This is a genomic window from Streptomyces sp. NPDC048337, assembly GCF_043201175.1.
In the GTDB taxonomy this organism is placed as follows: domain Bacteria; phylum Actinomycetota; class Actinomycetes; order Streptomycetales; family Streptomycetaceae; genus Streptomyces.
In genome coordinates this window covers 36,582-50,622 of record NZ_JBICYR010000020.1, presented here as the reverse complement: position 1 = coordinate 50,622, position 14,041 = coordinate 36,582, and the positions used below count along the sequence as shown (strand labels likewise).

General features: G+C 71.0%; 15 protein-coding genes and 2 pseudogenes. 6 read left to right on the top strand and 11 right to left on the bottom strand.

Going from position 1 to position 14,041, the window contains the following annotated elements; all coding sequences use genetic code 11:
• Nucleotides 1–41: 41 nt before the first annotated feature.
• The 3 genes from ACGFYU_RS27825 to ACGFYU_RS27815 all read right to left on the bottom strand — a co-directional run bounded on the left by ACGFYU_RS27825 (nucleotide 42) and on the right by ACGFYU_RS27815 (nucleotide 1,910).
• Nucleotides 42–1,025 carry a phosphotransferase family protein gene (locus ACGFYU_RS27825; protein ID WP_393830040.1) on the bottom strand — a complete coding sequence of 328 codons (984 nt, stop codon included), beginning with the start codon at nucleotides 1,023–1,025 and terminating at the stop codon, nucleotides 42–44.
• Nucleotides 1,026–1,079: 54 nt separating this feature from the next.
• Nucleotides 1,080–1,415 carry a hypothetical protein gene (locus ACGFYU_RS27820; RefSeq protein WP_393830039.1) on the bottom strand — a complete coding sequence of 112 codons (336 nt, stop codon included), beginning with the start codon at nucleotides 1,413–1,415 and terminating at the stop codon, nucleotides 1,080–1,082.
• Between the two features lie 144 nt (nucleotides 1,416–1,559).
• Nucleotides 1,560–1,910: a hypothetical protein gene (locus ACGFYU_RS27815; RefSeq protein WP_393830038.1), complete on the bottom strand. Its 351-nt coding sequence runs from the start codon at nucleotides 1,908–1,910 to the stop codon at nucleotides 1,560–1,562.
• Nucleotides 1,911–2,265: 355 nt separating this feature from the next.
• Here ACGFYU_RS27815 and ACGFYU_RS27810 point away from each other — a divergent pair, with 355 nt between their 5' ends.
• Together ACGFYU_RS27810 and ACGFYU_RS27805 are read left to right on the top strand one after the other, a co-directional pair.
• The gene (locus tag ACGFYU_RS27810) at nucleotides 2,266–3,453 is read left to right on the top strand and encodes a hypothetical protein (RefSeq protein WP_393830037.1); all 1,188 of its coding nucleotides are present in this window, start codon (nucleotides 2,266–2,268) and stop codon (nucleotides 3,451–3,453) included.
• A 55-nt stretch (nucleotides 3,454–3,508) separates the two neighbouring features.
• Nucleotides 3,509–3,766, top strand: coding sequence for a hypothetical protein (locus ACGFYU_RS27805; protein ID WP_393830036.1), 258 nt, complete (start codon nucleotides 3,509–3,511; stop codon nucleotides 3,764–3,766).
• Nucleotides 3,767–3,854: 88 nt separating this feature from the next.
• On the opposite strand, the gene ACGFYU_RS27800 is transcribed toward ACGFYU_RS27805, so the two are convergent.
• The 3 genes from ACGFYU_RS27800 to ACGFYU_RS27790 form a co-directional block, all read right to left on the bottom strand.
• Complete coding sequence (locus ACGFYU_RS27800) at nucleotides 3,855–4,367, bottom strand: hypothetical protein (RefSeq protein ID WP_393830035.1); 513 nt, start codon at nucleotides 4,365–4,367, stop codon at nucleotides 3,855–3,857.
• Between the two features lie 173 nt (nucleotides 4,368–4,540).
• Entirely contained in the window at nucleotides 4,541–5,560 is a 1,020-nt protein-coding gene (locus tag ACGFYU_RS27795) for a Ku protein (RefSeq protein WP_393830034.1), read from the bottom strand.
• Between the two features lie 139 nt (nucleotides 5,561–5,699).
• Nucleotides 5,700–5,918: a hypothetical protein gene (locus ACGFYU_RS27790; protein WP_393830033.1), complete on the bottom strand. Its 219-nt coding sequence runs from the start codon at nucleotides 5,916–5,918 to the stop codon at nucleotides 5,700–5,702.
• 187 nt (nucleotides 5,919–6,105) lie between these two features.
• Here ACGFYU_RS27790 and lexA point away from each other — a divergent pair.
• From lexA to xerC, 4 genes and pseudogenes are all read left to right on the top strand, one after another.
• A pseudogene (lexA, locus tag ACGFYU_RS27785) lies at nucleotides 6,106–6,618 on the top strand (transcriptional repressor LexA); the annotation flags it as partial.
• A gap of 271 nt (nucleotides 6,619–6,889) precedes the next feature.
• A complete protein-coding gene (locus ACGFYU_RS27780) occupies nucleotides 6,890–7,882 on the top strand; it encodes a tyrosine-type recombinase/integrase (RefSeq protein WP_393830032.1) in 993 nt (330 codons plus the stop codon).
• A gap of 4 nt (nucleotides 7,883–7,886) precedes the next feature.
• Entirely contained in the window at nucleotides 7,887–8,219 is a 333-nt protein-coding gene (locus ACGFYU_RS27775) for a helix-turn-helix domain-containing protein (RefSeq protein ID WP_393830031.1), read from the top strand.
• Nucleotides 8,220–8,399: 180 nt separating this feature from the next.
• Entirely contained in the window at nucleotides 8,400–10,646 is a 2,247-nt protein-coding gene (gene xerC / locus ACGFYU_RS27770) for a tyrosine recombinase XerC (protein ID WP_393830030.1), read from the top strand.
• Nucleotides 10,647–10,747: 101 nt separating this feature from the next.
• Here the strand turns inward: xerC and ACGFYU_RS27765 are convergent.
• The 5 genes and pseudogenes from ACGFYU_RS27765 to ACGFYU_RS27745 form a co-directional block, all read right to left on the bottom strand.
• Nucleotides 10,748–10,897 (bottom strand): annotated as a pseudogene (locus ACGFYU_RS27765) (PadR family transcriptional regulator); the annotation flags it as partial.
• 146 nt (nucleotides 10,898–11,043) lie between these two features.
• Nucleotides 11,044–11,931 (bottom strand): cytochrome c biogenesis CcdA family protein, encoded by an 888-nt coding sequence (locus tag ACGFYU_RS27760; RefSeq protein WP_393830029.1) that lies wholly within the window; start codon nucleotides 11,929–11,931, stop codon nucleotides 11,044–11,046.
• 12 nt (nucleotides 11,932–11,943) lie between these two features.
• The gene (locus tag ACGFYU_RS27755) at nucleotides 11,944–12,537 is read right to left on the bottom strand and encodes a redoxin family protein (RefSeq protein WP_393830028.1); all 594 of its coding nucleotides are present in this window, start codon (nucleotides 12,535–12,537) and stop codon (nucleotides 11,944–11,946) included.
• Between the two features lie 88 nt (nucleotides 12,538–12,625).
• Nucleotides 12,626–13,342, bottom strand: a complete 717-nt coding sequence (locus tag ACGFYU_RS27750; RefSeq protein ID WP_393830027.1) for a Crp/Fnr family transcriptional regulator — start codon at nucleotides 13,340–13,342, stop codon at nucleotides 12,626–12,628.
• A gap of 191 nt (nucleotides 13,343–13,533) precedes the next feature.
• Nucleotides 13,534–14,016, bottom strand: a complete 483-nt coding sequence (locus ACGFYU_RS27745) for a hypothetical protein (protein WP_393830026.1) — start codon at nucleotides 14,014–14,016, stop codon at nucleotides 13,534–13,536.
• Nucleotides 14,017–14,041 lie beyond the last annotated feature (25 nt).

Genomic DNA, 14,041 nt, shown 5'->3' with positions numbered 1-14,041 from the left:
CACCCAGGTCCATGGGTGGCGCCCCTTCGGTGTGCCCGAGGTCAGATCAGCGCGGCGAGTTCCTCGGCCACCGAGCGGTATGAGTCCTCGACTCCGGTCTCGTTGCCGAGGCGGTGACGCTCCAGGCGCAGCGCGCCGAGGTGGCGCACCTCGTACACATGCCGCCGCCACCCGCTGTTCTCGGTCTCCTCCGCGCGGCCGTAGGAGTCGAAGAACGCGGTGCGGGCGTCCTGCTTCGCGCGGGCCATCCGCATCGTCCAGTCCGCCTCCGGGTCCCCCCACCAGGTGCGGTCCATGTCCAGGACACCGCAGATCGTCGGTACGGGGGCGGGTGCGAGCATCGTGTTCACCGTCCACAGGTCCCCGGTCAGCAGCCGCGGCACCGTCACCTCGTCGAGGATGTGCGCGCCGGCCTGGGCGGCGTCGGCGGCCTTGTGCAAGTCGGCCGCGTCCAGGCCGGAGCTCTCGACGTCCTTGGCGATCAGATGCAGTGACGCGACGATGGCCTCGCTCCACCGCGCGTGGCCGGGGCCGCCCACCGGGCCGAACCAGGGCCCGGCGACCGCGTGCACCGATGCGGTGATCTCCCCCATCTGCCGGAAGAACGCCGTGTGGGTCTCCTTCGGGTACGCGCCGAGGAGTTCCGGCGCCGGGGTACCGGGCAGGAAGGACTGGATCATCCAGTCCCGGCCGATGACGGTCTGGGTGAAGTCGGACGCCAGGACGTGCGGCATCAGGTCGGCGATCGGCGCGAGCCACGGCACCGACGCGTACTCCGCGCGCATCAGCTCCCGCTCGGAGTGGAACTGGCGGGCCGGTTCGGGCGCTACCCGCAGGACGACCGGCTCCGCGCGGCCGGCCAGGTCGATGCGGTAGGTGGTGTTGTACATGCCGCCGCCCAGCTCCGTCGCGGAACGGACCTCGGCGCCGGGCCCGAAGGCGCGCTCGGCGACCGCCTGGATCTGGCGGCCGGTGAGGCCCTGCTGAAAGGCGTTGGCGGGCCGCTCGATGACGTGGAGTTCCACGGGACTTCCTTCCGGGCTGTGAGGACTTCGAGGGGGCGGGGCTGGAGTCTGCGGTCAGGCCTTGCGGTTGCGGGGTCGGCCGTTGCGCTCCAGCACGACACCGAGCTGCGAGGGCTGCATCGCGGCGGCGATGCCGATGGCCCGGCGGTTGGCGTGCGGGCTGGTGGCGTCGGCCGCCGCGATGTGACACTCGCGGGACAGCGTCAGGTGGGTGATGAGCCGACTCAGCAGGCTAGTGGAGGCGAGGAGCTCGTCGAAGTCCTTGGCCTTGGGGTCGGTGACGTCCGGGCTGTTCGTGAGGCCGTCGTACACGGCGAGGACGACGTCGTCGGGAAGGTCGACGGTCTGGGACCCGCCGGAAGCCGCGGGAAGGTCGAATGTGATCCGCATGGTCATGAATCCTCCGTAAGATGCTTCGATGTAGGAAATCCTACACCCGTAGGAATTCCTACATAAGGGGGTGCGGCGGTCAACTCCACGACCATCACCTGGCAGGGGTGTGGTCGGTCCGGCTGCCGATCGCGTGCACTGCGGTCACAGGTCCCCGCGCTCCGGGTACACCGATACGCGCTCCGCCGCGTAGGTGCCGTCCGGCAGCACCGCGTCGGTCAGTTCGAACTGCTCCCGCATCCCCGCCGGGCCGGTCCAGGTGACCCGGACGCCGGCGGGGCGGCTGCTGGGCCAGTGGACCGGCTGGCCGTCGGCGGCCCGGGCCCCGAGCAGCGTGTAGGTGCGGACCTGCCGCGCGGTCCCGGTGGCCGGGGTCTCTTCAGGGGCGGCCGGGGTCCGGCGCCGACGGAGCCAGCCCCAGGCTGCGGCCCCCGCCAGCAGCGTGAGGCCGCCCAGGGTCTCCGCGGTCCAGCCGGTGAGCACGTCGGTGAGCATGTTGGTGTCCTTCTCTTGGTGATGACAGGCGGAGCATGAAGAGGCCGCGCCGCTGACGTCGCGTCCAGGGCGGCACAGTGCGGGAGTGGGTAGTTAGCTCCGCAACCCCCCCTCGAAGCGGCCCTTGTTGAGCAGCCGTCGGCAGGCGTGGGATCAACTGCGGGGTGCCGTGTGGTCTCCTTGACGCCATTTGAGCGGGAGGACCGCGCGGTGACCCGGCGGAGGTAGGGGGCTCTAAAGGAAGGGCGCCACCACTACGTCATGGCGTTGGCATCCGGCTGCCGTTTCACGGGCAGTCACCGGATGAGGTGACAGCCCGGCCAGGGCCGCGAGTGGCGCCGGTACCTTCCCGTGCATGTCCACTGACACCCCGAGCCCGGCGGATCAGCTGCTGATCGACCACGCGTTCCGGCACGGGTTCACCGTGACCGCGAAGAGGCTGGAGGTCTGGAGGAGCCGTCGGCTGCTGCCGGGCAACATCTCCGGCGGAGGCCTGGGTCGCGGCAAGGGCAGCACCTCCAGGCCGGCGCCGGAGAGCTTCGCCCTGGTCCTCGGCCTCGCCCGCCACGGCGGCCGGGGTAAGCGTCCCCACGACGTGGCACTGCTCCTGTTCGGCGAGGGGCTCCCGGTACCGGAGCAGACGGTACGGGCCGCCTTCACTGCGGCCGTGGACACCCTCACCGTCCCCGGCGACGACGAACCGGACACCGACCCGGAGCAGCGGCTCGACGCCCTCGCCGACCACATCGCGGACGCTGGCTCGACCGTCACCCTGGTCCCGGCCCGGGCCCGGCGGATCGACGAAGGCATCGCCCGCCTCGTCCGCGCCGCCGGACACACCTGGCCCCCGGCCGAGCTCACTGCCCTCGACGCGAACCCCGGCACGCCCACCGCCACACCCAAGGACGCCGCGCTGGCCGCGGCCGCCGCCGCCATCAACGGGACGATGTCCCTGGAGGACATCGGGGACCTGCTCCGGGCGATGAACCCCACCGCGGTGGCCAACCCGATCGCGTCCCTCGTCGAGACCACCCGCAAGGACGTTCCCGAGTTCGCCGACGCGGTCCTCACCGACGACAACCAGCTGGCCCTCGCTCCCGTGCGGGATGCCCGCGATCATCTGCGCGACCTGGCCGCCACAGCTCCCCTTCAGGACCTCGCGCGGGCCTGGAAGACCGCCGAGGGCGTACGGCAGTGGGCCCTGGACCTCTGCGGCCGGGTCGAGGAGGAACTCGCCGCCGGGCAGCTGGGCGAAGCGGCCGGCGAGTGGATGAACGGCCGCTACGCGATGGCCGGACTGGCCGTGCTCAGCACGCTGAAGGAGCGCGAGTGGCCACCCAACCAGCACGCCCTCGACACCTTGATGCTGGTCTACCAGCTCGGGGAGTACCGGCGGCTCGACCGCCTCCTGCCCGGCTGCCAGTGGCACCTTCTCGCCACCGAGGGGCTGATGCCGCCGCCCACCCGCGAGCTTCTCCAGGACCTCATCAGCCGGAACGTGCCCGGTGCCGGGGCGGGGGTCGATGTCAGACCAGCCTCGTAGCGTCGATGGCGAGGGCCCGGACCGGACGGGCCCCGGAGGACCGAAGGAGCGGGCCATGGGCGAGATCAGCATCGAGCGGCAGCACCTTGACCGGCTGCTGGCCGACAGCGCGAGCACGTACGGAGCGCCCTACCAGCGGGCCTTCGCCGAACTCGCCGAAACGCGCCGCGGCCGGCCCGTCGCCGAGATCCTTCCGCTGCTGCGCCGCGCCGCCGACGACGCGCTGCTCGGCTTCACGGACGCCGATCTGCGCGAGCAGGCCCAGGCCATCAGCACGGGGGAGCCGGACGTCCTGCGCGTGAAGGTGGCCTGACCCCACTCGGCCGGCCCGCTGGGATCATGAGGTCAGCCGGGACGGCCGTCTGCCGGGCGTGAGGCATGGACCGCCCGGCCGGCAGGCCTCAACTGGCCGAGCCGGGGAGGGAGGGGGAGGGCGCGAAGTGCAGCTTCTGGGGTCCCTTCCCGTCGCCCTTCCAGTCAAGGAACACGATCACGTCGGTGAAGAGGCGCTCGCGGCTTGGCCAGTGCGAGGAGTAGGACGCGGGAGTGATGGACCCGTCCTTCGCCTTGTTCAGGCGCTGGGCCAGATCGGTGCGCCTCGTCACGGCCACACCGCCCCCCTCGATCATCGCGGTCACCTCGGCGTTCGTACCGGTGGCGTTGAAGATGGAACCCGCGCGGCTGGAGGATTCGGGCAGGTCCCAGGAGATCGTCGCCCAGTGCCGGATGTTCGCCCCGGATGTGGTTACGCACGCCTTCACGGTGAAGTCCCAGTTGTCGGGCCAGGGGCCGCTGTAGGCGGGGTTGTCGATGGTCTTGGACGACACCTTGCAGCGCTCCACCGCGTACGCGGGGCCGCCCCCGGCAGTGGCCGCCGTGATGGTGGCCGCCACCAGCACCGCCGAAAGACGCACGGCGGGGAGTGTCCTGAGCATGGGTGCGCCTCCGAGGGTCGAATGCCCAGGACAACGAGGCGATGCCGGGAAAGAAGCGTGCTGACGCGGGTGACGCGCGTGTAGAGCCGGTGACGGCGCCGATCGCCGTCACCGGCTACCTCAGGCAGGAGCCTCGAATCGAATCCCGTCGGTCATTTCCTGCGGCCTGGGTGGGAGAGTGCGTGCGCGAGCTGGTCGTGGTTCATGGACGAGCGGCCCGGGATGCCGGCCGCGGCCGCCTTCTCGTACAGCTCCGCCTTCGTCAGCGCCATCAGCTCCCGGCCCTTGGCCGCCGATCCGGAGCTTGCCCGCTTCTTCGCGGCCGGCGCCTTCTTCCCGCCCGCCGCCCGGGAGCCGGGCGAGGTGGCCTTGTCGCCGGTGTCCTTGGGGCTTCTGGCCCGCTCGACGCTGGCGCGCAGGGCCTCCATGAGGTCGACGGCACCGGTCGGCTCCGCCGCCGGTTCGGCCTTCTCCACCGTCTCCCCGGCCGCCTTCGCCTTCACCAGGGCCTCGACCTTCTCGCGGAAGGAGTCGTGGAAGGCCTCCGGCTCCCACTCCATAGCCAGGGCGTCGATCAGCTGCATGGCCATCTTCACCTCCGCCGCCGTCGCCTCCACCTTCCCCGGCAGGTCGGGCACCTCGGCGTGCGGATCGCGCAGCTCGTCCGCCCAGTGCAACGTGTGGAGGGTCAACAGGCCCTCCGCCTCCTCCGCCTTCAGGGCGACCAGGTACTCCCGCCCGTGCATCACGAAGGTGGCGATGCCGGCCTTGTTCGACTCGGCCAGGGCGCGCTCCAGCAGGGCGTAGACCTTCCCGTACAGGGCTCCCCGGGGCCCGAGGAAGTACGTCTTGTCGAAGAAGACCGGGTCGACGGTGTCCAGGTCGACGAAGCCGGCGACGTCGATCGACCGGGACCGGCCGGGAGCGATCTCGTCGAGCTCCTGAGGCTCGACGATCACATACTCGCCTCCGGTGTCGAACCCCTTCACGATGTCGGCCAGGTCCACCTCGTCGCCGGTGCGCTCGTTCACACGCCGGTTCCTGATCCGGTCCGCCGTCCCGCGCTGGAGCTGGTGGAAGCGGATCGTGTGGCTGTCCGTTGCCGTGTAGAGGCCCACCGGCAGGCTGACAAGCCCGAACCCCAAAACCCCCGTCCACACCGGTCTGGCCATCGCCCGCACCACCCTTCACCGCAGGTCCACCGGAGCGTCTTCCCACCCTGCAACCCATCACCCCCACCGGCAACGCCGGCCCGGCCCCCGAGCTGCCGACCCCTCCGGCGGGACAGTAAAGCCCTCACCGGGGCCGCCGTCAGGGCCCTTCCACCTCGCCGCGTTCCCGTGTCCAGGACCGCACGGCGTGCTCGCCCTGAGGCCCGTCCTCGACCAGCTCGATACGCACGTCGGCCCGGCTGCCGTAGCGGCCGATGAATCCCCGGAACTTCCGCTCGGCGGTCGCCTTGCTGTCCCAGGTGCCGGTGACGGCGGGGGAGGACGGCGGCCCGAAGCGAAGCCTGACGTGAAACGGCACATGCGGATCATGAGCGGTGCGCCTCCCCGCTGCAAGCCGCGCGGGGCCGATGACGGCCGCCGTCGTCTGACCCCCCTCACCACCCGCTGCAACACCGGCACGCCCTGTTATCGAAAATATGTTCCGTCCCGGGTGGTATGCGGGTTACTGTCCCTGCACGCAAGATCCCTTCAGGGGGGAGCACCACATGCACGTCATCGAATCCGAAGCCCGCCCTGGGCGCCCGCCCGGTGTCACCCGCCCGGGCCCGGACGGGCTCACCACCCGCCAGGCCGCCATCGTCGCCTTCATCGAGCAAACCGTCGCCCGCAAGGGCTACCCGCCCTCGATGCGGGAGATCGGCGAAGGCGTCCACCTGCGCAGTACCTCCTCCGTCGCGCACCAGCTGATGGCCCTGGAGCGCAAGGGCTTCCTCTACCGGGACCCGCACCGTCCCCGCGCCTACCGCGTCCGCAGCGGCCAGCCCGCCGACCTCCCCGACAGCCCGGCCGGCATGGCGCCGGAGGCCGTCCAGGTCCCGCTCGTCGGCCGCATCGCCGCCGGCTCGCCGATCCTCGCCGAGGAGGTCGTCGAAGACGTCCTGCCGATGCCGCGGCACCTGGTCGGCGAAGGCCAGCTGTTCGCGTTGAAGCTGGAGCGCCGACGGGTTCGTTTCGGCGCTCCGTGCGGGAGTTGTGGCTGTTCATGCAGGTCGGAGCCGCGGGTAGGCGCTTCACTCGATCGTGTGGGGATCTGACGATTCCTCGCGGATTCCAGGAGTTCTCACTGTAATTTGCTCGCTTGTGACGGATTCCGGGACTCGCCGCTTCTCCCTCATCACGGGTGGCGACGTAGCTGTGAAGGACCGGCCTGGCGGGCAGGGGGAGCCGGAGCCGGGCCTGGCTGACGTGCTGACGCTTCAGCGGCAGACTGCGGCAACCGCGTCCGCGGAGGCCGAGCGGGCGCTCTTCCAGGACTCGCTCGCTGAGTACGTGTGGGCCCGGGACGTTGCGGGGTTGTCACCCCGGACGCTGGAGGCGCTGGTCCAGCCCGTGCTGGAAATCTGCTCGTACTACGACGTCATGCCGTGGCACCTGAGCTCGCGGCAGCTGGACAAGTACTTCGCGGGCCCGGGCAAGCGGCCGCGGCACACGACGGTCCGGTCGAAGATCAACCGGATCGATCTCTACTACGCTTTCTTGGAGCAGCGGTACGCCGGCGAGATCCACCGCCGGTTCGGCGCGGTGGTCGAGTCACCCGTTGACGCGTTCAACCGACCGGTCCACCGCGGGGACTTCGGGCTGCGGATCCCGCCGTCGGCCCGGGCGACGAAGGAGTTCTTCGCTGCGTGGCGGGAGGCGCTGCCGCGGGCCCGGAAGTACCCGGTTGCGGTCCGGAACTACGTGATGTCGAAGCTGACGTACATCTCCGGGGTCCGGGCGGCGGAGCTCTGCGCGGTGCAGCTCGGGGATGTGCACTGGGAGAACGGGCAGTGGGGCCGGTTCCTGGTCCACGGCAAGGGCGCCGGTGGTTCAGGCCCCCGGGACCGCGAAGCCTTCCTCTTCGAAGAGGGCCGTGCGCTGTTGTGGTGGTACGTCGAGGAGGTGCGGGGCGAGTTTCCCGATGACCCCTCCGATCCTCGGGCGCCGCTGTTCCCCTCCGAGCGTCTGGCGAAGTCGCTGGCCGGCATGGAGGGACTGCTGGCGCCGCCGGTGGTGCCCGACACGTTCCGGCGCGCGCTGAAGATGGCCTCGCGGGAGCATCTGCGGGGGCCGGTGCGCGAGCTCTTTCCGCATCTCCTGCGGCACGCCTGCGCGACCCACAACTATGAGGCGGGGATGCCGTTGTGGGACGTGCAGGTCTTGCTCGGCCATGTCTGGGCATCCACCACGGTCGGCTATCTAGCGACCGCGAAGGGCGACCCGGAGCGGGCGAGCCTGGAGTCTTCCCGGCGAGCGGTTCGCCGGCTGAGCACGGAGGCGTGATCCCTTGAAGTGGAACCTGCGCTGGGCCGCGGCCAAGCGCGACATCTGGCGCCCGACCCAGCTGCAGGCGGCCTTCCGGGAGGTGGGGTTCACCCCGTCCCTGAGCAAGGTGGCAGCGCTCTGGTCGAACAAGCCGGTTACCGTCCGGCTGGAGGACCTGGACAAGATCTGCGCCGCCCTCCAGTGCACGGTGGCGGACCTGATGGAAGCCGAGCCGGTCGCGGCGACCGAGGGACGCCCGGAGACCGAGCAGCGCGCCGTCGGCGAGAGCGGGCCCGCCCGCCCGATTCCCCGGCCGGGCACCGGCGGAGCCCGGCGTGCGCTGCCGCCGAACTGACCCGGCCGACCGGTGACCAGGGGATTTGGGCAGCTCGGGTCGTGCGAGATGTGCGCGAGCTGGGGAGCGGTGAACGGGAAGGCCATGTGCCCTCGGTGCGCGTGGGCCATGATCCGCGTGTCGTCGGGCAGGGACGGCTGGAGCGAGGCTCCGTGCCGGCGCTGCGCGTGGACCGTTCCGGTGACGCGTGCGGGCGTATGCGCGCCCTGCCTGCTGGCTGTCCGCCTCGGCGAAGACGACGCCTGGGCTTGGGGCGAGCTCCACGACGAAGCCCTCGCGCCAGGCCGGCCGCGTCAGCTCACCTTGGACATCGAGGGGATCGCCCTGCCCGAGGCGAGGCCCGTGCGGATGCCCCAGGCGAAATCCGGGCGGCGAGCGGCCATCCCCGCGTGGCTACGGGCCCGGATTCCCGAGCCGGTCCAGGACGATCCCCGGATCTGCGCTGTTCAAGTTCCCGGACAGTTGGGGCTCTTCCCGACCCCGGCTCGCCAGTTCGCCCGCACCCACGCGGCCCGCATCCGCGACCGGAACATCCCCGGGTTCGACGCTGTCGCCGAGCAACTGCGGCAGCTGGCGGACGAGCGGCGGGTACGCGCCCGGACCGTGTGGATCTGGCGGCTCGAAGGCTTCGCCCGCCTGGCACTGGCTGCCCGCGACCCCGACCAGCACCAGGTCGCCACCGAGGCCCTGAAGGACCTCCTCTACAACGGCCCGATCCTCGGACAGGCCCTGGACCGTGCCGGCCTCCTCGCACCGCCCCCACCATGCCGGGTGGTTCCGCCGCGTGGAACCGGGCCCATCCGCCAGGGCGGGCAGCAGGACCCGGAGCTGCGAGGACAGTGCACACACTGTCTGGCCTGGGGCAACGACCGCCGGGTCATGTGCGTGGCGTGCACCAGCTGGTGTCACGAGATCCGCAAACGCGGCGGCAGCGAGGCCGAGTGCGACCGCTGCCACCGCACGCTGATGCTCAGTGGCGGGATGTGCCGGATGTGCCGGATCGTCGTCGCTGAAACCGAGGTCGACACCGCCGAGATCGCGATGAAGAACGGCGAGCAGCTGTGGTTCGCCCGCCCCCACGCTGCCGGGCTGGCCGTCGGACGACTGCTGCCCGGCACCGCGGTGCTTCAAGGCCGTCTCGCTCTCAAACGCCGACGCGCCCGCGTCCGGGCCGTGTCCGCACGGCGGCTGTCCGAGCATCTCCTCGACCCCGCCCAACTGGAATTCTTCCCGGCCCCGCCACGGGACTGGACCCGTCTGGATACCACCAGGCCGCCCGCCCTCACCCCTGCGGCGGCCGCCCTCGTCGCCGACTTCATCGCGTACATGCGCGGCCGCGGATGGAGCACCGACTCCTTCAACGGCAGCACCCGAACCCTGCGCGTCGTGACCGGCCATCTCGGTGCCGACGTTCCCATCCAGGAGCGCGACATCCGGGCCCTGGCCTCCGCCTACCCGAACCTCCACGGCGCCCGAGTCATCAACTACCTCCGCCTACGCGGCCTGCTCGACGCCCAACCGCCCAGCGATCCGTGCATCGCACGCGCCCGGCATCACGCCACCGCCGTCACGCACCCATCCTTCTCCGCCGCCGTGCACACCTTCATCGACGTGCTCCTCGGCCAGGGCCGCACCTCCAACCGGGCCCGCAGTCCCAAGACCGTCGAGAACTACGTGGCCACCATCGTGGACACGCTCGAAGCATGGATCGCCGACAGGCTCACCGACCCACGCCAGATCACCAAGAAGCACATCGAGGACGCCCTGGACCCGCTGCGCGGCGACCAGGCCCGACGCCTGCACACCGCGCTGCGCTCCTTCTTCAGGGCCCTCAAGCGCGAACGCCTCATCTTCCGCGATCCCGCCCGCACCATCTCCCTCACCAGCAACAGATCCGTGCCGACCGCGCTGCCCTCTGACCGTATCGCCGGCCTCCTCGACCGCCTCGACGACCCCCGCGACCGCCTCATGGTCGCCCTCGTAGCCATCCACGCCCTCCTCCCCGGGCAGCTCGTCCACCTCAGGCGAACCGACCTCGACCACAGCAAGGGTCGCCTGCACCTGCGCCGGACGGGACGCATGGACCACGTCATCTACCTTGACAGCTTCACCCTGCGCCTGGCCACAGCATGGGAACTCCAGCGCCTCCGGCGCTGGCCCGACAACTCCAACCCCCACCTCTTCGTCACCCGCAACACCGCCGTCGACGACTCCGGCCCGCCCATCAGCGCCGGCACGGTCCAGCAGCTCTTCCAACGAGTCGGCCTGCCAGCCGGCCGGCTACGCGTGGACCGAATCGTCGATGAGGCACGCCACAGCGCCGACCCCGTCCGGCTGATGCAGCTCTTCGGCCTGTCCAACCTCTCCGCCACCCGCTACGTCCTGTCGGCACACCCGGACAAGAGGAACGACCCCATCGCCCCGTGATGCCCCTCTGCGCAATCCGGATCGGCGAACGCGGCGCGTCACCCCGCTTGCTGACAGGCGCCTTCGGGATGGCTTCACCTGCTCCTGACCAGGCGTGCCGACATGCGTAGGAGCACCGGGTTGAGGGTGCCGGGGCTGATCTGGTAGCCGGGGGAGGCCAGTTCCTCGGTCATCCACGCACCGTGCATCTCCTCCTCGGCTGCGTGGTGCAGGATGTGCAGCCGCACCGCGCCCCGCTGGAACTCCCGCACCCTGATGCACCTCCGCGCCCGCGGACGGTGACGAATCCGATATCGGATCCCTATCCTGCGCGAGGCGGCGCGACCGGACTTCTGGCCGCGCCGCCTCGGACACGTCAAGGAGCGGCGTCGCTGAGCCTGCCCGCACCGGTCTCGGCTCAGGCCGGGCGCTCGGGGACGGCCAGGGTGTCCGTAGGAGCATGCCGGCGAGTGCACCTGCGGTGGCGGATCAGCAGTGCCGCGAGGAGGAGAAGGGCGAGGAGGGCGGCGATCACGGCCGGTCCGGCGGTGTCCAGGGTGTCGGCAAGAGCGCGCTGGACGATGCCTGCCGTGTCGATGATCGGGTCGGTTGTCGCGGGATCGTGCTGTGCGCGGATTTCGTACCAGCCGTAGTAGGCGACGTAGGCGCCGACGAGGAGGAGCAGGGCGCCGCCGAGGCGGGGGGCGATGGCGCCGAGGCGGCGCAGGCGGGTGACGGCGGTGGTGCGGGTGAGGGCGACAGTCAGGGAGGCGGCGCCGACGATCAGTCCCATGCCGGCGGCGTAGGCGGTGAACAGGGTGATGCCTTCCGCGGTGGAGCCGCTGCGGAAGGCGGAGACGACGATGGCGAGGAAGGGGGCGATGGTGCAGCCGAGGGAGGCGGTGGCGTACGCCGCGCCGAACAGCGCCATCGAGGGCAGGGAGCGGGTCACCTTCGGTGCCCGCCGGAGTTTCGGCACCATGCTGGGCAGTTGTCGGCCCGCGAGCAGCCAGGCGCCGACGGCGGCGATGAGCAGGCCGAAGGCGATGGTGAACCAGGGCAGGTGCTGCTGGACCTGTCCGGCGACGGGCTGGATGGCGAGGCCGAAGACGGCGAAGAGGGCGGCGAACCCGGCGGTCATGGCGGTCGTGGCGGTCAGGGCCCGGCCGATGGCGACGGTGCGGCTGGAGGTGTCCTCGCCGAGGACGAGCAGGGACAGGTAGGCGGGGAGCAGGGCGAAGCCGCACGGGTTGACGGCGGCGAGCATGCCGGCGCCGAGCGCGAGTGCGAGGGGGAGGTCGGCCATGGCGGGTCCTGCTCAGCCGGTGAGTCCGGCGACCTTGTCGGCGAGGCCCTTGCCGCCGGGCAGGACGCCTTCGTAGACGGTCTTGCCGGTCTTGTCGAGGATCACGTAGTGGCTCTGCTGGGTGACCTCGAACCGCTTCCACACCTCGCCCTTCTCGTCGGACAGGTGGGGGAAGGAGCCGGTGCCGGTGTCGGAGACGAAGTCGCGCATGGCGGCGTTCTTGTCGAGGCCGGCGACGCCGACGACGTTCACCTTGCCAGCGTTGGCGGCGGCGACCTTGGCGGTCTCGGCGGCCTGGCCCTTGCACGTGGGGCACCACGGTGCCCAGAACCACAGCACCGTCGGCTTGCCCGCGAGGGTCTTCGCGTCGAACGGCTTGCCGTCCACGGTGGTCGCGGCGAAGTTCAGCGCCTTCGGCACCTGCGCCGCCTCCGCCCCGCTGCCGCTGTCGTTCGAGGCGGCGGGCGGCTGAGCGGGGGATGACGCCTCTGAGGTGGCGGCAGCTCCCGCGCCGCTGTCGGACGTGGAGCCTTCGCCGGATCCGCATGCGGTGAGGGTGAAGAGGGCGGCCGCCAGGGTGGCCGGGAGGAGGGTGCGGGCGTGCAAGGAGGACTCCTGTGGGTTGGTCTTGGTGGCGAACGTAGTTGCTGGGAGCTCGGGCGGGCAGGGGCTCGCTTCTTACGGTTTGGTGACGTCAGCCTGCGGCGTCCTTGAGCCGTTCGGGGTCGAGGACGGTGATGCGTCCGCGGGCCAGTCGGAGCAGGCCGTGGTCGGCGTAGTCGCGCAGCACCTTGGTGCAGGTCTCGCGGGAGGTGCCGGCGAGGGCGGCGAGCTGTTCGTGGGTGAGGGCGATCTGCGGGTGGCGTCCGACGGGCCGCAGCGGTCCGGCCGGGGGCTGGGCGCTGGTGAGGGTGGTGAGCGTGGTGGCGATGCGCTGGGCGACGGTCTTGAAGACGCTGTCGGAGAGGCGCTGTTCGAGGTCGGTGAGGCGGCGGCCGAGGATCGCGGTGATGCGGGCGGCGATGCGGGCGTCCGAGAGTAGGAATTTGTGGACGTCCGCGCGGCTCATGACGCAGACGACGGTGTCGTCGAGGGCTTCGGCGTAGTTGTCGTACATGTGCTGTCCGAGCAGGACCATCTCGCCGAAGATGGTGCCCGGGGAGATGATCGCGGTGGTGAGCGCGCGGCCGTCGGCGGAGACCCTGAAGACGCGGATCCGGCCCTTTTTGAGGATGAACAGCACCTCGGAGGGCTGGGTGGGCGAGTAGAGGATCTCTCCGGCGTGGTAGGTCTTCATCGGTGCCGCGGCGGCGATGGCTTCCATCTCTGCTTCGTTCAGGTCGCAGAAGATGTCGACCTCGGCCAGGCACCAGGTCCGCTCGGCGTCGTCGTCCGATGCGGTGTGATTCATGTGGTGCGTCTCCTCGCGTCGTCCCGGGGCCCACGGTGGGGGTGCGGCGCCCCACGCCGGGCTGGCCAGCGCCTCGGCGCTGCTGGCCAGACAGTAGGGCACGGCTCCGCCGTCGATGCCTATGCGGCCAGGCGCCGCGCCCGGCGGCGTTGCGGTGGGATCGGGTGTTGACGCGGGAGCCTCGCGGTTCATCAGCGGGTCGGGCCGGTGTGCTTGCCCATGACCAGGGCGATGGACGCGAACGTAGCTCCGGCGAGGAGGCCGAAGACGAGGTGGGCGCCGAGGCTGGAGGCGGTGACGTCGTTCCACTCGAAGACGGGCATGCCCATGTTGGCGGGCATGATCCACAGGGCGCCGACGGTCCACCACACCGCGCCGTAGGCGAGGCCGAGGACGATGGCGGGGGCGAGGCGCTGGGCGAACTGTCCCAGTACCACGCCGAAGGTGATGCCGGCGAAGGTGGCGATCCCGAGGTGGATCAGCCATCCGGCGAAGGCGTTGGTGGAGCCGAGGAGCCCGGCGACCATGGTGATCATGGCGGTGTCCATCATCGGTCGGGACACCGACATCCAGATGCCCATGCCGATGCCGCCGACGAGCCCGGCCGCGGCACCCCAGACTGCGTACATCGGGATCGCGGCTGTCTTCGGGGATGCCTGCACGGTGGTGGCCATGGTGATCGTCCTTCCTCTTGCGGTG